Here is a 22,044-nt window from a genome sequence, read left to right on the forward strand (position 1 = left end):
AAGCCGGCTCCTCCATCAGGGGGCAATCACGGGTGGTGTCCGCTCCGCTTTGTCCGGAAGAAAGCCGCGATCGAACACCTCGCCGGCGTTCGGCGAACGCGGCAGCTCGAACGAGGTCACAATGGTCGAGATCGCCGATTTGAGACGTGTCTCGCCGACGTCGCCAAGGCCGAGCTCGCGCGCCTCCGGCGTGTCCATCAGCGACTGGTAGACATACAGCAGCCGGCGCCTCTCGATGTCTTTCTTGATCAGCGGCTCGTATTTCGCCAGCAGTGCGATAGCGGCATCGGGATCAGCCAAGGTTTCCTTGATCGACCGGTTGATGGCGCGCAGCAGTCCCCTGACCGCGTCCGGGCGTTCCTTCGCGAGCTTCTGCGAGACCATGATGCCGTTGGAATACAGATCGAGGCCGAGGTCCGAATAGAACATCCAGCGGAAATCCTTGTCGGGATCGAGCTTGAGCGACACCAGATTCATGTAGCTGGTGGCGGAAAAGACCGCAACCGAATCCACTTGGCCCTGCAGCAGCAGCTGTTCCTGCAGGTTCGGGGCAATCTGGGTGATCTTGATGGACGCATAGTCGACGCCGTTTGTCCTGGCGAGCAGCGGCAGCAGCTTGAACGCGGCGCCGCCCGCCGGCGATCCCAGCCGGGTGCTCGGCAGATCTTTCAGCGATTTGACCGGACCGTCGGCCTTGGTCAGCAGCGCGAACGGGGCCTTGCTGTAGACCATGTAGACCATCAGCGGCGTCTCAGCGGGTTTCACCGCGGCGTTCTGGATGATGGCATTGATGTCGCCAAAACCCGCATCATAGGCGCCCGACATGATGCGCGTAACCGTCGCGGCCGATCCCTCGCCCTGATCGATGCTGACATCGAGCTTTTCGCCGGCGAAGTAACCTTTGTCCAAGGCCCAGTAGCACCAGGCGTGGATGCCCTGCAGCTTCCAGTCCAGGGTGAACTTGATCTTTGTCACGTCCTGCGCACTGGCACTGCCACCCAGCAAGCAGAACGAAAGCATGGCGGCTGTCAGAATTTGGCGCATGAGGCTGTCTCCGGTTGAAACTGGGATTTGCTCGACGTCCATCGCCCTACCCGCCGATGGAAAAATTCTCCTGGCGGCGGGTCCAGCCGGTGATCCGGCCTTCGATCAGGGAAAACACGGCGTAGAGCGCGACACCCATCACGGCGAGGATCAGCAGACCGGCAAACACCAGCGGCACGTCGAAGCTGGAACTGGCGATCATCATCAGATTGCCGATGCCGCGATTGGAGGCCACGGTTTCCGAAATCACCGTGCCGACAAAGGCGAGTGTCACCGCCACCTTCAGCGAGGCAAAGAAATACGGCATGGCGCGCGGCAGGCCGACATGGACAAGGATATCGAGCTTGCCGGCGCGTAGCGTGCGCATCACGTCCTCCAGCTCCGGCTCGGTGGTGGCGAGGCCGGTGGCGACATTGACCACGATCGGAAACACGCAGGTCAGCGCCGCGGTGATGATGGCGGGCACGGTGCCGGCGCCGAACCACAGCACCAGCACGGGCACGACGGCAACCTTGGGGATGGAGGCAAAGCCGATCAACAGCGGATAGGCAACGTCATACGCCAGCCGCGACGAACCGATCACCACACCGAGCAACACACCACCGACGATGCCGAGCCCGAAGCCGATCAAGGTGGTATAGGTGGTCTGCAACGCATGCGGCCAGATGCCGGGCGCATCGGCCCACAGCGTATAGAGAATCTGCGACGGCCGCGGCAGCACGATGTCGCGGACATGGAACATGACGCAGGCGAGCTCCCAAAACAGGAAGAACCCGATAATCAGCGAGCTGGAAGCGAAACGGCGGCGGCCCTGATCGGTCATGCGTGTTGCTCCCGCTGGGCGCGGCCGGCGATGATCAATTCGCGCAGGCGCTGGGTCAGCGCGGTGAAATCGGCGGAATAAGTGAAGTCGATGGTACGGGGACGGGCGAAGGTGACCGGGCAATCCTCGATGATGTGGCCGGGACGCGCCTGCATCACGCAGATCCGATTGGCGAGATAACTCGCCTCCTTCAGGTCATGGGTGACCAGCAGCACCGTCGGCTTCCGCGCCAGCCACAGCTCCTGCATGATCGCCCACAATTCCTCGCGGGTGAACTGGTCGAGCGCGCCGAACGGCTCGTCCAGCATCAGCAGCTCCGGCTCGTGGATCAGCGCCCGGCACAGCGACGCCCGCTGCAGCATGCCGCCCGAGAGCTGCCAGGGATATTTGTCGGCGAAACCGGCCAGGCCGACCTGCTTCAGCAGATCGTCGGCGCGATCGCGAAATTCGGTGTTGCGCTTGGCGCGAAACTCGGCGCGGAACGGCGGCACGATACGCAGTGGCAGCATGATGTTGTCGCGGATGCGCAGCCACGGCAGCAGGGTCGGATTCTGAAACGCCATGCCGACCCGCACCGGCTCGGCGCCGACCTCGCGCCCCGCCACGAACACCCAGCCGGACGAGGCCTGGATCAGCCCCGATACCAGGCGGAGAATGGTGGATTTGCCGCACCCGGACGGACCGACCAGAGCGACGAAATCGCCCTTGCCGATCATCAGGCTGGTTTCCGCCAGTGCCGCCACACTGCGTTCGCCTTGCCCGTAACTCAGCGTCGCCTGCTGCAACTCAACAAAAACATCGGCGCGCGCGCTCGCGGTCATGTGACGGCTCCTCGCGCCGGCGCCTTGAGCACGGCCTGCATGGTCTGATCGGCATTCCTAACCACCGCCGGCGGCATCGCCTGGATGGTATGGACCGAGCGGCCCCAGCCCTTGGTCGCCGGCACCAGTTCGCGATTCTTCATGGCAAAGCGGCCGCGCACCAAAGTGTGGATCGGCAGGCCGCACACCTTGCGACCGTCCCATGGCGAGATTTTTGAGCGCGACTGCAGCTGCGAATCCTGCAGCGCCCATTGACGCGTCAGGTCCACCAGCGCGATGTCGGCATCCGCACCGGGCTGGATCACGCCCTTGCGCGGATAGAGGCCCCAGGTCTTCGCCGGATTGACCGCACTCCAGCGCACATAGTCGCTGATCGATGCGCGGCCGGCGGCCACCTCGGTCAGCATCAGCGGCATCTGGCTCTCGACGCCGGGAAAGCCGCAATCGACGCTCCAGATGTCGTTGCGGGTCTTTTCCTCCGGCGTATGCGGCGCGTGATCGGTGGCTATCATGTCGATGGTGCCGTCGACCAGCGCGTTCCAGATCGGCGCCTGGTTCTCCTGCTCACGCACCGGCGGATTGAGGCGAATGATGCCGCCGAGCCGGGCGTAGTCGTCGCTGGACAGAAACAGATATTGCGGACAGGTCTCGCCGGTGATGTCGACACCGCGGGCTTTCGCCGCCGCCAGCGGCAACAGCTCCGCGGCCGAGGAGATATGCAGCACATGGATGCGCGCACCGGTCCATTCGGCAAGAATGGCGGCGCGGGACACCGCCTCCACCGCGACCACCGCGGGCCGTGCGGCAAGATGCGCCAGCGGATCGCTGCGGCCGGCCGCGGTCAGCCGCGCCTGCCGCCGCTCCATGATGGAATTGGTCTCGGCGTGCAACGACACCCGCTTGCCGGTGGGCGCCACCACCTCGAACGCCTCCAGCATGGCGCCGGTGGTGGGCGACGGAATTTTGCCGAAGGTGTTGCCCATATAGAGCTTGAAACCGATCACACCGCCGTCGACCAGTTCCGGCACCTGCGCGATGGTGTCTTCGCCGAGCAAACCGTAGAGGCCGTAATCGACATAGGCCTTGGAACTGGCGATGGCGTGCTTGGCCGCCAGGATCTCCGCATTCGCCGTCGGCGGAATGGTGTTGGGCATGTCGAACACCGTGGTGACGCCGCCGAACGCGGCGGCCGCCGTGCCGCTTTCCCAGTCTTCCTTGTGCGGATAGCCGGGATCGCGGAAATGCACATGCACGTCGATTGCGCCCGGCAGCACGTGAAGACCGCCGGCGTCGAGGGTCTCCGTAGCCTGCGGCATCGAGTCCGCAGTGCCGACGGCCAGGATTTTTCCGTTCTTGATGGCGACACTCGCCGGAAACGTGGTGTCGGCGGAAACGACGATGCCGTTGTGGATGACGAGATCTGCGATCATGGCGTCCCTCACAGCATGGCCCAGCCGCCGTCGACCGGCATGTCGACGCCGGTCAACTGCCGCGACACGTCACTGGCCAAAAAAAGACAGGCGTTGGCGACATCGCTATCGGTGGTGACGCGCCGCAGCGCATAGTCCGCGGCGTGGCGCTGCATCGCCTCTTCCAGTGTGATGCCGAGCTTCTTCGCCATGTCGGCGCAGACCTTGTCGCGGAAACGCGGGCCGTCGACCATGCCGGGCGCGACGTAATTGACATTGATGTTGTGCTGGCCGACCTCCAGCGCGAAACTCTTGGTGATGCCGCGCAGCCCCCATTTCGAAGCCGAGTAGGCCATGCGGCCGGCGCGGCCGCGCAAACCGAAGGTGCCGCCGACATTGACGATCTTGCCGTAGCGCTGCTCGGCCATCGCCGGCAACACCGCATGCATGGTGTGGAAGCAGCCGTTCATGTTCAATGTGACGATCTCGTCGAACTCGTCCGGCGTGGTTTGTGCGCCGGTCTTGCCGATCGGGCCGGAGCCGCCGGCGATATTGACCAGGATGTCGATGCGGCCGAACGCCTCGAGCGCCGCCTTCGCCGCGATATCGCATTGTGCCGGAACCGTCAGGTCGCACGGCACCACGATGGCCGGCCGGCCTGAAGCGCGCACCTCGGCGGCGACCGGCTCGATTGCGGCGACGTCGCGGCCGATCAGCACCAGCTTGCAGCCCTCCGCGGCAAAGGCCTTGGTCACGACAGCGCCCATGCCTTTGGCCGGGCCGGTGATGACAGCAACACGATCGGTGAGTTTCAAGTCCATGGCTTGCGTCCTGCAGGTTGGTTTGGTTCAGAACAGCTTCTTCGGCAGCTCGGAGGCGGCTGGAAGAAAGGCTGGGGTGAAAATCTCGTCGACCGCCGGCGTGCGTGGCAGCCCATTGATCGACACCATGGTGTCGATGGCGCGCTTCAGTCGTTCGGGATTGACATTGCCGAGGCCGATCTTGGCAATCTCCGGATGATTCATTTCGGCCCGCAGCGTCGCGTCGAAGCGGGCACGCTCGACGTCGATCTTGATCAGCGGCTCACGTTTCGCGACCGCGGCGACCGCTCCGTCCGGATCCTTCAGTGCAGCGACCAGCCCCTTGTTGATCGCCTGGACCAGGCCTTTCACCACTTCGGGATTGTCCTTCACCAGCTTCTTGGACACGATGATGGCGTTGGAATAGAGATCCATGCCGTAGTCGCCGAAATTGATGTAGCGAATCTTGTCGTCACCGACGCCCATGGCGCGCGCCGAGAAGCGGATGGTGTTGACATAGCCGAGCACGCCGTCGACCTGGCTCTGCATCAGCATCTGCTCGCGCAAATTCGGCTGCAGGTTGGTGATCTTCACAGCGGTGCAATCGATCCTGGTGGCCTTGCAGAACGCCGGCAGCAGCTTCAGCGCGCCGTCGTTGGCTGCGCTGCCGAGTGTCTTGCCGGCCAGATCCTGCGGCGTCTTGATCGGACTGTCCGCCTTCACCGCAATGGTGAATGGCGGCTGGTTGAACATCACATACACCGCGACCGGCGCATCATCCGGCTTCTTGGCCGCGAGTTCGATCAAGGCATTGATGTCGCCGAAGCCGACATCGTAGGTGCCGTTGGCCACCAGCGGCACCGCCGCTCCCGAGCCGTTGCCCTGATCGATGGTGAGGTCGATCCCTTCGGCTTTGAGGTAACCGAGGTCCTGGGCCAGGAAGAACATGCCCTGCGGCCCCTGGTACTTCCAGTTCAGCACCATCTTGAGTTTGGTGTCGGCCGAGGCCGGCACGGTCATCGCCGTGACGCCGAGCATGGCGACCGCCGCCACTGCCAGACGACCGAAATTCGAACGCAACACCACTCCGATGGGCCTGTTCTGCATGGATCAATCTCGCTCTGTTGGGCGCGCAGGACGCCTCGCTGCCGGCGTCCCTGATCTATCCATGCAAGAGTGCGGTTATCTATCGCCGATTTTCTGGTGGAGCGTTGCCGAAAAGTATACACTCCGGAAAACCGGAGTTTTTCGATGCGCCATTTGCGTTTCCTCAGGTACGTCGACCAGGTCGCCCGCTCGGGCTCGATCCGGAAGGCCGCCGACACGCTCAACGTCACGGCCTCGGCGCTCAACCGGCGGATCATGGACATGGAAGACGAACTCGGCACCCAGCTGTTCGAGCGTCGGCCGCGCGGCATGCGGTTGACCGCGGCGGGTGAGGTGTTCGCCCGCTTCATCCGCAGCCAGTTCGCCGAGACCGAGCGGATGCGTTCGCAGATCGAGGATCTCAAGGGGCTGCGCCGCGGCAATGTCCGCATCGCCTGCAGCCAGGCGCTGGCGCACGGCTTCCTGCCCGAAGCGATCTCGGTGTTTCAACGCGCCTATCCGCTGATCACATTCGAGGTCAATGTGTCGGACCATGAGCGCGCCATGCAGGCGCTCGCCGCCCTCGAGGTCGACGTCCTGCTGGTGTTCCGCCCGCCGCAGCTGCCGAATTTCCGGCCGCTGCTCACCTTGAAACAGCGGCTTGTGGTGCTGATGGCCGCGAAACATCCGCTTGCAAAAAAGAAGACGTTGCGGCTGTCGGACTGCCGGATGTATCCGCTGGCACTCCCGGAGCGCAGCATCGGCGGTCGCCAGTTGCTGGATGAGGTCACCGCGCGTGCAGGGCTGAGCCTCGCGCCGTCGATCCAGTCGAACTCGTTCGAATTCCTGCGCGGCTGCGTCGCCCGCGGCCAGGCGCTGTCGTTTCAGATCGAGGTCGGCGCACTGCCGGATTATCTCGCAGGCTCAGGCGTCATCGCCCTTGCCATCGACCAGCGCGACGTGCCGCACGCCAACCTTGTGCTCGGACAACTGCGGGACCGCAACCTGCCGAGCGCGGCGGCGATCTTCTGCGAGCATTTGAAGAAGGCATTGCAGGGCATCGACAGCAGCACGCCGTGATGGGCTTGGCCTCTCATGGAAACGCGAGGTGAGCCCACGGATAACGCTGAGGGTTGTCGAAACGCATCAACACTCCCCTTGTCGTTGCCGGGCTTGTCCCGGCAACCCCGCTTAGGGACGCAGTGCCTCCCTAAGCGAGATCACCGGGACCAGCCCGGTGATGACAGTGATGAGTGCGGTGCCTTCGCCTCTAAAGCCGATGCGACTATCGCCCGTCACTCAGCAGGGCGACTCCAGGTCACTTGCCCGCCACCACCTTTGCCGCATCGGCAATCCCGCGGGCCATCGACACGAACTCGCTCGGCATCATCACGATGGTCATGGTGTTCTGCTCGGCGCCGACTTCAGTGATCATCTGCATCCGGCGCAGCTCAAGGCCGGCCGGATTTTGCATGATGACTTCGGCCGCCTTGCGCAGCTGTTCGGCGGCATCGAGTTCGGCCTCCGCCTTGATCAAGCGGGCGCGCTTCTCGCGCAGCGCCTCGGCCTCCTGCGCCATGGCGCGCTGCATGCTGGGCGGGATCTCGACGTTCTTCATCTGCACCAGTTCGACTTTGACGCCCCACGGTTCGGTGATGGCATCTATCAAGCTCTGCATCAGATTGGCGATGGTGTCCTGGGCCTTGAGAATTTCGTCCAGCGAATGCTGCCCGAGCACGGTGCGCAGCGTGGTCATCGAGACCTGCACCACCGCGTTGCTGACATTCTTGACCTCCATCACCGCGCGCTCGGGATCGAGAATGCGAAACCAGATCACCGCGTCGACCTTGATCGGCACGTTGTCGCGGGTGATGCCCTCCTGCTGTTCGACATTGGCGGTGATGGTGCGCAGATCGAGCTTGGTCAGCCACTCGATGAAGGGCACGATGAAGAACAGTCCGGGCCCCGCGGTGCGGTCATACTTGCCGAGCCGGAAGATCACGGCCCGCTCATACTGGTTTGCGGTGTGAAAACTCATCACCAGCAGCACAAGCGCCGCAACGGCCACAACAATGAAGGAAAGAAAAAAGAGCGGATACTCGGTCACGGGCCTGCTCCATGAATAAAGTCTCTTTGGTCTCCTGGACCAAATGAGAACAAAACAGGAACATTGTCGGTAACGTTCAAGAGGCCGCCGTCATCACTTTCGTGTGGCCGCAGGATCGGTCGTCCCCAGCCGTGACGGGACCCTACCGCTCAGGTGTTGTGCTGCGCCAACAGCGCGCGAGCCTGTTCAAGATTCTGCGGCTCGAACTTGTCGAGGGTACGGGTGTAAAGCGTCCCTTCCATGCGCCCGATCAGATCGAGCCGCGTGGTATCGATATGGAGCCGGTCGGGGTCGCTCACCGCTTCATCCGCGATATGCATCAGCACGATCCGGCCGAGCATCAGGCTGAAATTACCGAGCCTGATTTCCTGCATGAACCGGCATTCGAACGACACCGGACTCTCGGCAATGCGCGGCGGCTTGACGCGCAGGCTGGGCAACGTGGAGAGCCCCACCACGTCCACTTCGCTGATTCCAGGCGGAAACGGCATCGAGGTGTTGCGCATCTTCTCGGCCGCGGAGAACGGCACCAGATTGACCACGAACTCCTCGGTCGCACGAATGTTGAGGCGCGTGTCCTTTGGACGAACTGTGGAACTGCGCCCGACACCGAGGCCAACGGTCGCGGGATCGCTGCCGAACACATTGAAGAATGAGAACGGCGCGGCGTTGACCAGGCCGTTGCCGTCCTGGCTGGTCACCCAGGCGATCGGGCGCGGCAGCACGGTGGCAAGCATCAGCTTGTAGCGCGCCTCTTCCGGGATGCTTTCGAAGTCGAACTGCATGGCCACCTCCGTTGGAATCGGCCCGGAAGATGTCGCCAGTGCGCATTGCAGACAAACGAATCCATCGCTGTACGGGTGACTTTTTGTCACCTAAGATCGGCCCATGAATGGGCAGACCTCGATCCGGCACATCTCCGCATTGCGCTCGTTCGAGGCGGCGGCACGGCTGCGCTCGTTCCAGGCCGCGGCCGATGAACTGCATTTGACGCCATCAGCGATCAGCCACCAGATCCGGCGGCTGGAGACGAATCTCGGCCAGGCGCTGTTTGTGCGCACCCATCGCAAGGTCGACCTGACGGCAGCGGGACAGACGTTGCAGGGCTACGTGAGCCGAGGCTTCGCCGAATTCGCCCGTGGCATTCACGCCATCAGCGATGCCACGCGCGCCGCCGAATTGCGCGTCAGCGTCGCGCCAACGTTTGCCGCGGCGTATCTGACGCCGCGGATCGAGCAGTTCGAACGTTTCAATCCGGCGCTGCGGCTGCGGCTCGACATGAGCCAGAACCTGGTGGATTTCGAACGCGGCGAGTTCGACGCGGTGATCCGGATGAGTGCGCGCCCGCCCTCCGGGTTCTTTGCCGAGCCGGTGTCCAAGGTGCGGGTCGCGCCGGTGTGTTCGCCGGCGATCGGTGCCAGGCTTCGCAGCGTCGCGGGTCTGCGGCAGGTCACCCGCATCATCATCAGCCAGGCACCGGATGCCTGGGTGCGCTGGCACCGCGCCTTCGGCCGCGAGGATCAGAAGCCGCGGCGCGAGGTGCGTTTCGATCCGATGACTGCGGGATTGCAAGCCGCGATCGACGGCGTCGGCGTCATGATCGCACCCGTCGACGTGATCCGCAAACAGGTCCAGGAGGGCCGCCTGATGCTGCCGTTCGACCAGATCTACGAGACCACATCGATCTATCGCTTTCTATGCCGCAAGGGTGATGAGACCCTGCCGAAGATTGTCAGACTCCGGAACTGGCTGCACCAGGCCGTGCGGGACGAAGAGCGCGCGGCAGCGCAGGCATGAGAGAGACAGTCGCCAAGAATATCGGCGCCGGTTTTCCAGACAACAACACAACCCATAACATCGGGGAGACGACATGACTTCAGCACCAATGACCGACCAGTTGGCCTTCTGGAACGGCAGCGCCGGGCGCAACTGGACCGACTTCCAGGAAACCCTGGACGCCACCTTTGTGCCGGTGTTGCAGAAGCTGCTGGCGCGCGGCGCGATCAAGCCGGGCGAGCGGGTGATCGATGTCGGCTGCGGCTGCGGCGCCTCCTCGATCGAGCTCGGCAACCAGGTCGGCGCCCACGGCGAAGTGCTCGGCATCGACATTTCGTCCGACATGCTGACACGGGCGCGCCATCGCACGCCGCCCGGCCTTCACGTCCGATATCAGCTGGCGGACGCGGCCAGCCATGCGTTCGTGCCCGATCATTTCGATGTGCTGTTTTCTCGCTTCGGCGTGATGTTCTTCGACGACCCCGAGCGCGCGTTCACCAATCTCGCTGGCGCGATGCGGCCAGGCGGCCGCGTCGTATTCGCTTGCTGGCGGCAACCACGCGACAATCCATATTTCATCCTGCCGCTGCAGGAGGCTTATAAACATGTGCCGAAATTGCCGGAGGTAAAGCCGAACGATCCGGGCCCGTTCGCATTCGCATCGGAAGACCGGGTGCACAGCATTCTCGGTGCCGCCGGCTTCACATCCATCGGGATGGAGCCATTTGATACGCCGCTCGACATGGCCGCCGGCCGCGGGCTGGACCACGCCATGCACTTCGCGCTGTCGATCGGTCCGGCCGCGCGGGCACTCGAGGGACAGCCGCAGGACAAGATCACTGCTGCCGCGCAATCGATCCGGGACGCATTGGCGCAACACGCCAGCGGCGACAGCGTCAACCTCAAGGGTGCGATATGGATCGTGACGGCAGTCAGACCATAAGCCCATCGCGCCCGGCGCAGACCGCTCGCATCGCCGGTGCTCTGATTCAGTTGACCTGAATCAGAGCCACCATCAGAGCTTCGACTCAGAGTAACGTGTACTGCGCCCGCTCGCGCGTCGACAGCAGCGGCAGCGCCTGCTCCGCAATCAATGTCTTGAAATGTGTGCTGCCCTGGTGTGCGGCGAAAGCCGCCTCGTCGGCGAACAGCTCGTAAAACAGGAATTGACCGGGATCATCCTTGCCTCGGCTGATCAGAAACATTTTGACTCCCGGCTCGCTTTGGGCTTGCGGCAGAAAGCGACGCAGAATAGCGGTCACAGCCTCGGCCTGTCCTTCTCTGGCTTTCCATTGGGCGACGACGAGCAGGCCGCCAGCGCCGGTGATCTCGCTCAAGGTTTTCTCACTCGTGGATTTCTGATTGATCATCTCTGCTCCGTTGGGTGTCAGTGGCTGGGAATAAGCCTCATCAAGCGACGAGACCTTCGCCATCGCGATAGTCGCGCCAAGCATGCCGATGGCCGATCGACGGGCAATCGACACACCAGCACTCGGTCCGGTCATTGGGCTGTACAGCTGCTTCACGATATGTCCAATCCGCCATTGCTGCTGTCGGGGACGAGCACAACAATGACGCGCATCGCGATGCAAACGTTTCGGTCTCAATCGAAACATTGATCTGGGAATGCAATGTGGCGCTTGGATGCGGTCAACCGCCGGCTTCGGATGCACTGAGCTCGGTCAGTGCCGCACCAAACTGTGCCGCCAGCTCCAGCAGCGGTCTTTCAAGTTCGCGCACGACAGCGGCCGGCTTCGCTGGTGTGGTCACACTGATATTGAGCACATAGACCGGCCAGCCCTCGATCGCCACGGCCGCCGCCAGCGCCACCACATGGGGTTGCCAGGAGGCATGGCAATAGCCTTTGCGCGCAATCTGCCCGGCGGCATCCGCGATCTCGCGCTCGAGCTCCGGCCACGCCGTGTTGCGCCGCCGCCGCTTGATCCTCGACAGCAGGGCGGCACGCTGCGGCTCGGATATCACTGCAAGATACGCGCGGCCCAGCGACGTCAATTCGATCGGCACGCGATGCCCGGAGACGATGCTGCGCTCGGCGCCACGGGCGTTCATGCGCACCGAGTCCAGATAGACCATCTCGTCGCGGTCGCACACCGCGAGCCCGACATTGACGCGCAGCCGCCTCGCGACAGCCGTCATCAGGGGCGCCGCGACGCGCAGCACCGATGACCCCGTGCGCATGGCGTGGCCGAGACTGAGCACCGGCGCACCCAGCCGATAGGCGCGCTGCGCGCGGTCGTGCTCCAGGAAACCTGTCGTGACCAGCGTCTGCGCCAGCCGGCTGACGGTGGCGCGCGATAATCCGGTGCGCTCGGCGAGATCGCCATTGCCCAGCAATTCAGAGCCCGGCCGGAATGCGCGCAGGATGTCGATACCGCGTGTCAGCGAACGGTTGGTCGCGGATTTTTTGGGACGCGCGGGCGCGGTGCCGGCTCTCCTGGTCATCAACAACCTCCTCAAAAGCACGTTTTCGGATCATGCCTCCATTTCCACCAGGTGGAAATGGGCAGCAGGCCCGTCCGGCGGCGCGTGCTAAGCCGGACAGCATAAAAACCCACGAGGAACCCGGGAGACCGCGGATGTCAGGCCGCTCTATCACGTCAGAACCACCGCACCGTATCCGGCCTCGGCCGCTTCTCGCTGTCATGATGGCCCTCGCCGGTCTTGTCACTCTGTCGACAGGTCCAGTGCGTGCGGCCTACCCCGAAAAGATCATCCGGATCATCGTGCCGTTCGCCGCCGGTGGCGGCACCGACGTCATCGCGCGCACCCTGGCCCAGGAGATGTCGACCACCCTCGGCCGGCCGGTCATCATCGAGAACAAGCCGGGCGGTGGCACCATTCTGGGGACCCAGACGACCGCAACCAGCCCGCCGGATGGCTACACCCTGGTGATGGCAACGTTCGCGCACGCGGTCAATCCGAGCCTGAATAGCAAACTGCCGTTCGACACCTTCAAGGATTTCGCAGCCGTAGCGCTGGTGGCCCGCTCGTTCAACATCGTTGTGGTCAATCCGAAATTGCCGATCAAATCCATTGCGGATCTGACCGCGGAGGCCAAGGCGCATCCGGACGCCCTCAACTACGGCACCTTCGGCACCGGCACGTCGGCGCATCTCGCCGGCGAGTTGTACAAGAGCCTGGCAAAGGTCAATCTCACAACCGTGCCTTACAAAGGCGCCGCGCCGGCGATCACCGATCTGCTCGGTGGCCAGATCCAGGTGATGTTCACAACGGTGGCAAGCGCCTCGGCGCTGATCGCGGGCGGCCAGTTGCGCGCGCTGGCGGTGACCTCCGCCGAACGCTCGCCGGCCTATCCGGATCTGCCGACGGTGGCGGAAGCGGGCGTTCCCGGCTATGTCGCGGAAAGCTGGTACGGGCTCTTTGCGCCCACCCAAACCCCACCGGAGATCATCACGCAGCTCAACAGCGCTGTTGCCAAGGCGGTGCAATCTCCCGCGTTCGAAAAACTCAAGCTCAATGAAGGCCTGATCATGATGGGCGGTCCGCCGGACCAGCTCGATCGTTATGTGCGCGAACAGGAAGCCCGCTGGCGCAAGCTGATCCAGGACGCCAACATCAAGGCCGAATAACTCCCTCATTATCAGCGGAACATGATCATGACCGATCTCGTCAAACTCACCGTCGAGAACTCCATCGCGGTTCTCACCCTCAACAGGCCGCAGGTGCGCAACGCCATCGATGACGCCATGCGCGGTGAATTGATGGCCGCTCTTGATCGCGCCGCCAACGACGATGCGGTGCGCGCGCTGGTGCTGACCGGCGAAGGCAAGGCGTTCTGCTCCGGCGGCGACATCTCCGGCATGAAGCAGCGCCTGCAAGCCGCCCCCGGCCAGGTCGCATTCAACGGCTGGCGCCGGCAGCGGCGCACCCACCAGAGCGTGGCCGCACTGCATGGCCTGCCGAAGCCGACCATCGCCGCGGTGAACGGCGCCGCCACAGGACTCGGCTGCGACATGGCGCTGGCCTGCGATTTCATCGTGGCGTCCGACGCGGCGTCCTTCAGCATGAGTTTCATCCGCCGCGGCCTCGTATCCGATGGCGGCGGTCTCTATTTTTTGCCCCGGCGTGTCGGCCTGCCGCGCGCCAAGGAACTGATCTTCTCAGGCCGCACCGTCGAGGCGCAGGAAGCGTTGACGATCGGCCTCGCCGATCGCGTCAGTCCCGCGGACAGGCTCGTTCAGGAGGCCTGCGCCTGGGCGCACGACCTCAGCCGCGGCTCGGCCGCGGCGCTCGCATTGTCCAAAGCCATTCTTGATCGCACCTTCGAGACCCCCGAAGAACAGCTGTTCGCACTGGGACGCGAGGCGCAGGCGATCTGCTACACCACCGCGGAACACCAGGACGCGGTCGCAGCCTTTCTGGACAAGACGGCACGGTAAGATGCCAGCAGGAGATCTGACGTGACCCGAACCGCCCTCGACCGCCTGATCACACCGCGCAGCATCGCCATTGTCGGTGCGTCGTCCGATCCGACCAAGCTCACGGGACGGCCGCTCGCCTATCTGGACGGTTACCGTTATCCGCACCCGGTCTATCCGATCAACCCGCGTGAGCAGATGATCGGCGACCGGCGCTGCTATCCGGATCCGACCTCGCTGCCGGAAGCCCCCGACGTCGCGCTGGTGCTCGTCGGCTCCGACCGCGTCATCGATGCGGTGAAGCAGCTCAGTGCCCGCGGCACGGCGGCAGCGATTATCCTCGCCGGCGGCTTCGGAGAAAGTGGTCCCGAGGGCGTGCAGCGGCAGCGCGAATTGATCGAGGCCGCGGGATCGATGCGGCTGCTCGGGCCGAACACCATCGGTCTCATCAACCTGACCGATGGCATTCCGCTGTCCGCCAGCGCCACACTCGAAGGCGAGACGCTGCGCGCCGGCAATGTGGCGCTGATCTCGCAGAGTGGCGGCATCCTCGGCTCGCTGCTGTCACGCGCCGCCGCGCGCGGCCTCGGCTTTTCCAAACTGATCGCCACCGGCAACGAGGCAGATCTTGATGTCGCGGCCGTGCTCGACCATCTGGTCGACGATCCGGCGACACGTGTCATCGCGCTTTATCTCGAGGGGCTGCGGCGGCCACTGGCCTTTCGTCACGCGGCGCAACGCGCAGCGCGCGCCGGCAAGCCGATTGTCGTCTTCAAGGTCGGCCGGTCCGACGCCGGCGTACGGGCCGCAATGTCCCACACCGGCGCGCTGGCCGGCTCGGATGCGGCTTACGACGCCCTGTTCAGGCAGTACGGCATCATCCGCGCCGAGCGATTTTCCGATCTCCTCGACTTGCCGCTGGCGCTTAGCTGTGGACGGCGACTCGCGGGACGCCGCCTTGCGATCGTCACCTCCACCGGCGGCGCCGCCGGCCTCGTCGCCGACGCCGCCGGTCTTACCGGATTCGCGACACCGGCCCCGGATGCCGCCACCACGCAAGTTTTGACCGAACTCGGCGTCGCCGGCGCCATTCTGGACAGCAACCCGATTGATCTCACCTTGGCCGGCGCGAAGCCAACAGTGTTCCGCAGCGTGATTGCGCAGGTGCTCGACAGCCCGGGCTATGATGCTGTCGCCGTGGTGCTGGGCTCATCATCCGCCAACGATCCGGACCGGGCGATACAGCCTTTGCTCGATTGCGCTGGCACCAGCACCAAGCCGATCATCGCCTATGTCAGCCCCGATGCGCCGTTAATCGTGCGCAAGCTCAACGAAGCCGGCATCCCCGCCTTCGCCGCGCCGGAAAGCTGCGCCGCTGCGCTCGCAGCGATGTGGTTTGCGCAACACGCCATCGCGACCGAGACCCGCGAGGCACTTGCAGAACCATCGCGCGATAATGCGGAGATCGCGATCGATCTGAATCCCGGCCCGCTCAACGAGGCCGAAAGCAAGGCCTTGTTCGCGAAGTTCGGTCTTCCGGTGACGCGAGAGATTGTCGCGGACACACCGGAAGCAGCGGAAACCGCCGCACAAACGTTCGGCGGCAATGTCGTGGTGAAGATCCTGTCGCGCGCGGTGCTGCACAAGACTGAAGCGGGCGGCGTCGCGCTCGACGTGCCGCCGCATGCGGCGGCCGCCACCTGCGCACGGATGGCGCGGATGTTCACCAGCGCCACGGCGCAGGCGCCCGAGGGTTTCCTGGTGCAAGAGCAGGTCGAAGGCGGCGTCGAACTCATTCTTGGCCTGGCCCGCGATCCTCAGCTCGGGCCGTGCGTGCTGCTCGGCATGGGGGGCGTCGCCACCGAACTGTTCAGGGACACCGCGATGCGCCTTGTTCCCGTCAGCCGGCATGATGCCGAAACCATGATCGGTGAACTGAAGTCCGCGCCGCTGCTCAACGGCTTTCGCGGCCGTCCGATCGCCGACACCGACGCACTGGCCGACGCCATTGTCGCATTCTCCCACATGATTGAACGTCTCAGTGACAGGCTGTCGGAAGCGGAAATCAATCCGCTGTTCGTGCTGCCGAAGGGGCGCGGCGTGGTGGCGGCCGACGCTGTGGTGGTCGTGTGATCAGCGCCGGGCGGCGGACTTTCGCGTCCGCGGCTGAACGGGAGCCGCCTCGGTGTCGCGCAGACTGAACCAGCGCGCCATCGACAGCTTCACGGCGAGGACGTGCTGGCGCATCAGTTGCTCCGCCTCCCGCGGCTCGCGGCAAATGATCGCCTCATAGATCTTGCGGTGCGCCGCATGGCGCTGCCGCACGTCATCCAGGTCGAAGGCCACGATGTTGTGCGCTGACGTCTGGGGCACACGCTGGCAGATCCGCAGCACGTCGGCAACCAGTTGCGACTGCGCGGCCTCGTGAATGACGCCGTGAAACGCCTCATTGGCTTCGGCGTAAAATCCGCGGCGCGCGTCTTCCGCGGTGTCGTCAGCAAGCGCCTTCTCCCCGGCGACAAGTGCGGCCTCCATACGCAGGCGCATCTCGTCGCTCAGGCCGCGCTCGGCGGCGAAACGCGCGGCGAGGCCTTCCGCCAGCGCCCGCATTTCATAGGCATCGACGATCGCGGTGAGCGACTGCTCCGGCACGGTGAAGCCGCAGTTCGGCGTGTGATGCAACAGCCCTTCACCAGCCAGCGTCTGCAGGGCGGCGCGCAACGGAGTGCGCGAGACCAAGAGTGTGCGCGCCAGATGCACTTCATTGAGACGGCTGCCGGCGGCGAACGCGCCATCGAGCAGCGATTGCCGCAGCCGCTCGGCCAGAAGCCGGGACTGCGTCGATGCGCTGCGCTGTTCGGGGCCGAAAGCCGGATCTTCGGTCATCATTTTCTCAAGTGTGTACATATTTCGATTCGAATGGGCTGTCGATCACGACAGAAATCGCGCCATTTCCGGTGGATAGCCGACCTCGAAACCACCATGTGGGCCGTCTTAAGCCAATTATTGTACACACTTTACCATTGACAACGCACAAGTGTACTCACTTTAATGAGGAGACAGCCGGGATGCCAGCCCGACTGACACCGCTAGAGAGAGGACTGCCGGATGCTCCTGTCCCGGATCGCGCGCGACGCCGCGCCATCATCGATCAGCCTGCCCGTTGTCGGGACCGAGTCGTTGTTCGAGGTACGCCGCATCTATTGCGTCGGCCGCAACTATGTCGACCACATCCGCGAGATGAAGGAGGGGGACGAGCGCGATCCGCCCTTCTTCTTCCAGAAGCCGACCGATGCCATCGTGTTGAATGGCGACGTCGTGCCCTACCCATTGCTGACCGACGACTTCCAGCACGAAATCGAGCTGGTCGCGGCCATCGGTCGAGGCGGCCAACGCATCGCGCCCACAGAAGCGCTCGATCATGTCTGCGGTTATGCTGTTGGCATCGACATGACCCGCCGCGACCGCCAGCGCGAGGCGCGCGAACGCGGCCTGCCCTGGGAAATCGGCAAGTCGTTCGACCGCTCCGCGCCTTGCGGGCCGATCCATCCGGTGGATCGCGTGGGCCACATCGGGTCCGGAAACATTTCGCTGACCGTCAACGGCGCTCTCCGGCAGCGCGGCGATGTCGCGCAGATGATCTGGAACGTGGCCGAGATCGTCGCCAACCTGTCGTTTCACTATGCGTTGCACACCGGCGACCTGATTTTCACCGGAACCCCGGCCGGGGTCGGGCCCGTGGTGCCGGGCGATCATATGGTCGGCAGTATCGATGGCCTCGGCGACATCAGCTTCATCATCGGCGAAAGGATCTGATCATGCGCCCCACTGAGCGCCTGTCGTATTCCCCGATCACCGAACGGCCACCGTTGAAGCTTCCCGGCGATGCGCGCCTTGCGGTGTGGGTCATCGTCAATGTCGAGGAATGGGACGCGAAGGAAACCATGCCGCGGACCGTGCTGACGCCGCCGGCAGGCGGCTCGCCAAGCCCGGACATTCCGAACTGGGCCTGGCACGAATACGGCAATCGCGTCGGTTTCTGGCGCATGCTCGAGGTGTTCGACACACTGAAGATCAAGGCGGCGCTGGCTATCAATGGCTCGGCGATCGCAGCCTACGAGCCGATCGCCCGCGCCGCCCGAGACCGCGGCTGGGAGTTCATCGGCCACGGTTTCTCGCAAAAGAACATGCAGAAGGTGGCGAACGAGCGCGAGGACATCGTGCGCACATCAAAAGCCATCGCCGACTATGTCGGCCGTCCTCCGCGCGGCTGGCTCGGGCCGGGCCTCACCGAGACCTGGGAGACGCCCGACATCCTGCTGGAGGAGGGCTATGATTATGTCTGCGACTGGGTGCTCGATGACCAGCCGGTGGTGCTGAAAACGCGCACCGGGTCCATTGTCAACATTCCCTACACCCAGGAATGCAACGACGTCGCCATGATGCTGATCCAGCATCACAAGGCGTCTGAATATCGCGATCGCGCCATCGACCAGTTTGAACAGCTTTACGCCGACGCCCGCGAGTCGGCCCGCGTCATGGCGCTGGTCGTGCATCCCTACATCATGGGCGCGCCGCACCGCCTGCGCTACCTCCGCGAAGCGCTCGAACACATCGCCGGCAAGCCCGAGGTAACGTTCCGCACCGGCGAAGAAATTCTGGACTGGTATCGCACAGCATCGAAGCCCTGACACAGGCTCTGCAAGAAAATCCGCGGCGCGTGACCGGAATACCTCCGCCTCGCGCATGTCATCAAGAAAGACAACAACGATCCACGCGATCGGGGAGGATTTGCCATGACCACCGAGACCAGGACTCTGTCCGACCATAGCCGATCCACCAGCGGCCTGATGCTGGCGATGTTTATTGTGCTGCTGGCCTCCTATGTCATCAATGCAATGGACCGGCAGATCTTCCCGTTGCTCGCCGCCGACGTGCGCAAGGAGTACGGCTTCTCGCTCGCCGATACCGGGCTGTTGTCCACCATCTTCACACTCGGCATGGCGATCGCCGGCTGGCCGACCGGCGCCCTGCTTGCAAGATTCACCCGCAAGACTGTGCTGCAGATCGGTATTGCGATCTTTTCGGTCGGCACCGTGCTGACCGCCTTTGCCACCAGCATGGCCGACATGCTGATCTACCGCGCCGCCACCGGAATCGGCGAAGCCATGCAGCTCACCGCGCTGATCGCGATCGCCACCACATCTTTCGTGAATTTTCGCGCCGTCGCGGTGGGATCGATCAATGCTTCGTTCGGTGTCGGCGCCATCATCGGGCCGCTACTGGCAAGCGTCGCACTCGGTGCCTATGGCAGCTGGCGCGGCCCGATCATCCTGTTCGGCGCGATCGGTTTCGTTGCGATGGCTGTGATCGCGGTGGCCGTGCGCCCACAACTGACCGAGGTGCAGGGGCGCAGCGGCAGCGAACGGCTGAGCGGCGGCGCCCTGACGCTGTTCAACCGCAACACCGTGATCCTCACCATTCTCAGCCTGATCGGCGGCCTGATCATCTACGGCTATCTCGGCATGTATCCGACCTTCCTGCGCGAGCAACTGCATTTCTCGCCAGCCGACACCGGACGCATCATGAGCATCTACGGCATTGGCGTGCTGTGCTCGCTGATCGGCGGCTGGCTCGGCGACCGTTTCTCGCAGCGCGCCGTGCTGGGGCTGGCCTTCCTCGGCGCCGCCATGCTCGGCTATCTGCTGTTCTCCACTTCGCAGAGCTTTGCGGTGCAGGCGATACTGTCGTTCGCCTGGGGCTTCATTGTCAGCGGCACCATCTACGTCAATCTGGCCGGCGCGCATGTCAAGGCGGTGAATGCGTCACTCGCCGGCCGCGCCTCCGGCATGTTCGTCACCAGTCTATATGGCGCGGCGGCCCTCGCCGGCTACCTGATCGGTTTCCTGGCCAACCTGACCGGTTGGAGCCACGCCGGCTTGATCCAGATCACGGCGCTGTCGGCTATCGGCGCGGCCCTCAGCCTTGCCATCCGTCCCGAGCTGATGTCGCGCACCTGACGCCACGGCAAGCGACGTCGCCGATCAATCAGTTGAGAGAAGCAGGAGTGCCCCTTGAGCTTCGTTCCAGCCCGCGCCGCGTTCGACCATATCGGCCTGATCACCGACCAGCCCCAGGCCAATGAGACCTGGGTCGAGACCAATCGTCTCTGGGTTACCAACCCGCGCAAGCATCCATTCCATGTCGAATTTCTGCGGTACGCACCGGATAGTCCGGCGCCGCTGGCGCTCAAGTCGAAACCCCATGTGGCTTATCGGACCGATGACATGGAACGTGCCCTGGCCGGCCACACCGTGGTGCAGCCGCCGTTCGATCCGTCCGGCACAGGGTTCGTCAAGGTGGCCTTCATCGAGATCGGCGACGCGCTGATCGAATTGATGCAATACCGCGATCCGAACGAAGCCGGATGGTTTTGACCAGCTTAGAGCCATTTCCGTTCCGATAGAATCGGAACGGGGCTCTAGATTCTTGTTTTGACGCGTTTTCTTGACGCGAACCGGTGTCCACTTCGCTGGAAAACGCTCTAATGAATGGTCATGATCTCGCCGAACGAATCCCAGCTCGTGCCGTTGAAACGCATCAGGCGCAGCTGCTTGATCGGGGCATAATCGTCTTTCGTTGTGTTCAGCGTGATGCCGGGCAGCAGCAGGGACAGCGGCACCTGTTTGAGATCCGTCGCCTGCCGCATCAGGTTTTCGCGGGTGAGATCGTCGCCACACTGGCGCAGCACGGCCACAAGTGACTGGGCGACCGAATAACCGAACAGCGCATTGGTATCGAACGGATCAGCCTCAGGCGCGTAAGTCTTCATGGTCGACATGTACTCCGCGACACCGGGATCGTCCTTCCACGCCGGATCGCGCGGATCCTTGAAGTAGGTCGCTGAAATCACCCCGATCGCTTTCTCCAGCCCCACGGGCTTGAACGTCGCGGCGATCGACGCCGACGGGACATCGACGAACTGGACCGGCTGCCAGGACAGCTCCGACACCTTGCGCAACCCCTGCGCCGCGAACTTCGAGATGCTGACATGGAACAACACGTCGGCGTCGCTGGCCCGCAGGCTGACGATCTGGGAATCGAGGGTTGGGTCGGTCACATCATAGGTCCGCTCCGCGACGATCAGCCTGTCGGCGTCCGAGCCGAGCCCCTTGCGAATGCCCTTCTCACCTTCACGGCCGTACTCGTCGTTCTGGTAGACAATGGCGACCCTGGCCTGCGGCTTCGCTTGCCGGATGTAACGGCCATAGGCTTCGCCGACGCGCTCCGCGGACACCGGCCACGGCATGGTCCACGGAAACTCCTTCGGCGCGAGAAAGCGTGACGATCCGGACATCACGAACAGCTGCGGCACTTTTTTGCTGTTGAGGTATTTCTGTGTCGCGGTGTTCGGCGCGCTTCCCAGCGATCCGACAATGGCAAGGACCTCATCGGCTTCCACCAGCCGGCGGGTTTGCTCAACCGTCTTGGGCGGACTCAAGCCATCGTCGAGCGAGATCAGGTTGATCTTCCGGCCGTTGATGCCACCCGCCTCGTTCACCCGTCGCAACAGTGCGGCCGTGCCGCCCGCGGTCGGAATCCCGATCGCGGATCCCGGGCCACTGTAGGGCAGCGTTTGCCCGAGCTTGATTTCGGTGTCGGTGACACCGGGGCCGTAGCTTGGACCGGCCATCGCCACGGAAGAGGTCAAGCAACAAACCAGGACAAACAGGGACAATGCGGCTTTCACGTCTCGCACTCCTTATGTGATGGCGCAC

At 63.8% G+C, this 22,044-nt stretch carries 22 protein-coding genes; 10 read left to right on the forward strand and 12 right to left on the reverse strand.

Going from position 1 to position 22,044, the window contains the following annotated elements; all coding sequences use genetic code 11:
* Nucleotides 1-15: 15 nt before the first annotated feature.
* Genes RS897_RS00785 through RS897_RS00810 form a run of 6 tightly spaced genes read right to left on the reverse strand, consistent with a single transcriptional unit; the run spans nt 16 to nt 6,004 of the window.
* Nucleotides 16-1,044: an ABC transporter substrate-binding protein gene (locus RS897_RS00785; RefSeq protein WP_315834722.1), complete on the reverse strand. Its 1,029-nt coding sequence runs from the start codon at nt 1,042-1,044 to the stop codon at nt 16-18.
* A 46-nt stretch (nt 1,045-1,090) separates the two neighbouring features.
* A complete protein-coding gene (locus RS897_RS00790) occupies nt 1,091-1,867 on the reverse strand; it encodes an ABC transporter permease (protein WP_315834723.1) in 777 nt (258 codons plus the stop codon).
* Nucleotides 1,864-2,688: an ABC transporter ATP-binding protein gene (locus RS897_RS00795; protein WP_315834724.1), complete on the reverse strand. Its 825-nt coding sequence runs from the start codon at nt 2,686-2,688 to the stop codon at nt 1,864-1,866. Before RS897_RS00795 ends, RS897_RS00790 begins: the two co-directional genes overlap by 4 nt.
* Nucleotides 2,685-4,118 carry an allantoinase AllB gene (gene allB, locus RS897_RS00800; RefSeq protein WP_315834725.1) on the reverse strand — a complete coding sequence of 478 codons (1,434 nt, stop codon included), beginning with the start codon at nt 4,116-4,118 and terminating at the stop codon, nt 2,685-2,687. Before allB ends, RS897_RS00795 begins: the two co-directional genes overlap by 4 nt.
* 8 nt (nt 4,119-4,126) lie before the next feature.
* On the reverse strand, nt 4,127-4,918 hold the full coding sequence (locus tag RS897_RS00805; protein WP_315834726.1) for an SDR family NAD(P)-dependent oxidoreductase: 792 nt from the start codon (nt 4,916-4,918) through the stop codon (nt 4,127-4,129).
* 27 nt (nt 4,919-4,945) lie between these two features.
* Entirely contained in the window at nt 4,946-6,004 is a 1,059-nt protein-coding gene (locus RS897_RS00810; protein WP_315834727.1) for an ABC transporter substrate-binding protein, read from the reverse strand.
* Between the two features lie 144 nt (nt 6,005-6,148).
* Here RS897_RS00810 and RS897_RS00815 point away from each other — a divergent pair, with 144 nt between their 5' ends.
* Nucleotides 6,149-7,063, forward strand: coding sequence for a LysR family transcriptional regulator (locus tag RS897_RS00815; RefSeq protein WP_315834728.1), 915 nt, complete (start codon nt 6,149-6,151; stop codon nt 7,061-7,063).
* A 238-nt stretch (nt 7,064-7,301) separates the two neighbouring features.
* Here RS897_RS00815 and RS897_RS00820 read toward each other — a convergent pair whose 3' ends face one another.
* Nucleotides 7,302-8,090, reverse strand: a complete 789-nt coding sequence (locus tag RS897_RS00820; protein WP_315834729.1) for a slipin family protein — start codon at nt 8,088-8,090, stop codon at nt 7,302-7,304.
* 149 nt (nt 8,091-8,239) lie between these two features.
* Nucleotides 8,240-8,875, reverse strand: a complete 636-nt coding sequence (locus RS897_RS00825) for a flavin reductase family protein (protein WP_315834730.1) — start codon at nt 8,873-8,875, stop codon at nt 8,240-8,242.
* 103 nt (nt 8,876-8,978) lie between these two features.
* Between RS897_RS00825 and RS897_RS00830 the strand changes: the two genes are divergently transcribed.
* Both RS897_RS00830 and RS897_RS00835 read left to right on the forward strand, forming a co-directional pair.
* Entirely contained in the window at nt 8,979-9,887 is a 909-nt protein-coding gene (locus RS897_RS00830; protein WP_315834731.1) for a LysR substrate-binding domain-containing protein, read from the forward strand.
* 73 nt (nt 9,888-9,960) lie between these two features.
* Entirely contained in the window at nt 9,961-10,809 is an 849-nt protein-coding gene (locus tag RS897_RS00835) for a class I SAM-dependent methyltransferase (RefSeq protein ID WP_315834732.1), read from the forward strand.
* An 85-nt stretch (nt 10,810-10,894) separates the two neighbouring features.
* Here RS897_RS00835 and RS897_RS00840 read toward each other — a convergent pair whose 3' ends face one another.
* Both RS897_RS00840 and RS897_RS00845 read right to left on the reverse strand, forming a co-directional pair.
* Nucleotides 10,895-11,392: a putative quinol monooxygenase gene (locus RS897_RS00840; RefSeq protein ID WP_315834733.1), complete on the reverse strand. Its 498-nt coding sequence runs from the start codon at nt 11,390-11,392 to the stop codon at nt 10,895-10,897.
* 124 nt (nt 11,393-11,516) lie between these two features.
* Complete coding sequence (locus RS897_RS00845; protein WP_315834734.1) at nt 11,517-12,329, reverse strand: IclR family transcriptional regulator; 813 nt, start codon at nt 12,327-12,329, stop codon at nt 11,517-11,519.
* Between the two features lie 242 nt (nt 12,330-12,571).
* Here RS897_RS00845 and RS897_RS00850 point away from each other — a divergent pair, with 242 nt between their 5' ends.
* The 3 genes from RS897_RS00850 to RS897_RS00860 are packed head-to-tail and all read left to right on the forward strand — an operon-like array spanning nt 12,572 to nt 16,399.
* Nucleotides 12,572-13,477, forward strand: coding sequence for a tripartite tricarboxylate transporter substrate binding protein (locus RS897_RS00850; RefSeq protein WP_315834735.1), 906 nt, complete (start codon nt 12,572-12,574; stop codon nt 13,475-13,477).
* 27 nt (nt 13,478-13,504) lie between these two features.
* Nucleotides 13,505-14,287, forward strand: coding sequence for an enoyl-CoA hydratase/isomerase family protein (locus RS897_RS00855; RefSeq protein ID WP_315834736.1), 783 nt, complete (start codon nt 13,505-13,507; stop codon nt 14,285-14,287).
* 21 nt (nt 14,288-14,308) lie between these two features.
* Entirely contained in the window at nt 14,309-16,399 is a 2,091-nt protein-coding gene (locus RS897_RS00860) for an acetate--CoA ligase family protein (protein ID WP_315834737.1), read from the forward strand.
* On the opposite strand, the gene RS897_RS00865 is transcribed toward RS897_RS00860, so the two are convergent.
* Nucleotides 16,400-17,152 carry a GntR family transcriptional regulator gene (locus tag RS897_RS00865; RefSeq protein ID WP_315834738.1) on the reverse strand — a complete coding sequence of 251 codons (753 nt, stop codon included), beginning with the start codon at nt 17,150-17,152 and terminating at the stop codon, nt 16,400-16,402.
* 222 nt (nt 17,153-17,374) lie between these two features.
* Between RS897_RS00865 and RS897_RS00870 the strand changes: the two genes are divergently transcribed.
* The 4 genes from RS897_RS00870 to RS897_RS00885 all read left to right on the forward strand — a co-directional run bounded on the left by RS897_RS00870 (nt 17,375) and on the right by RS897_RS00885 (nt 20,703).
* Nucleotides 17,375-18,082, forward strand: a complete 708-nt coding sequence (locus RS897_RS00870) for a fumarylacetoacetate hydrolase family protein (RefSeq protein WP_315834739.1) — start codon at nt 17,375-17,377, stop codon at nt 18,080-18,082.
* 2 nt (nt 18,083-18,084) lie between these two features.
* Nucleotides 18,085-18,957, forward strand: a complete 873-nt coding sequence (locus tag RS897_RS00875) for a polysaccharide deacetylase family protein (protein WP_315834740.1) — start codon at nt 18,085-18,087, stop codon at nt 18,955-18,957.
* Between the two features lie 105 nt (nt 18,958-19,062).
* Nucleotides 19,063-20,286, forward strand: coding sequence for an MFS transporter (locus RS897_RS00880; RefSeq protein ID WP_315834741.1), 1,224 nt, complete (start codon nt 19,063-19,065; stop codon nt 20,284-20,286).
* Nucleotides 20,287-20,340: 54 nt separating this feature from the next.
* The gene (locus RS897_RS00885; RefSeq protein ID WP_315834742.1) at nt 20,341-20,703 is read left to right on the forward strand and encodes a VOC family protein; all 363 of its coding nucleotides are present in this window, start codon (nt 20,341-20,343) and stop codon (nt 20,701-20,703) included.
* A gap of 107 nt (nt 20,704-20,810) precedes the next feature.
* Here RS897_RS00885 and RS897_RS00890 read toward each other — a convergent pair whose 3' ends face one another.
* Nucleotides 20,811-21,977 carry an ABC transporter substrate-binding protein gene (locus tag RS897_RS00890; RefSeq protein ID WP_315834743.1) on the reverse strand — a complete coding sequence of 389 codons (1,167 nt, stop codon included), beginning with the start codon at nt 21,975-21,977 and terminating at the stop codon, nt 20,811-20,813.
* Between the last annotated feature and the right edge of the window lie 67 nt (nt 21,978-22,044).

Origin of the sequence: Bradyrhizobium prioriisuperbiae, from assembly GCF_032397745.1 — a bacterium.
Taxonomy (GTDB): Bacteria; Pseudomonadota; Alphaproteobacteria; order Rhizobiales; family Xanthobacteraceae; genus Bradyrhizobium_A; species Bradyrhizobium_A prioriisuperbiae.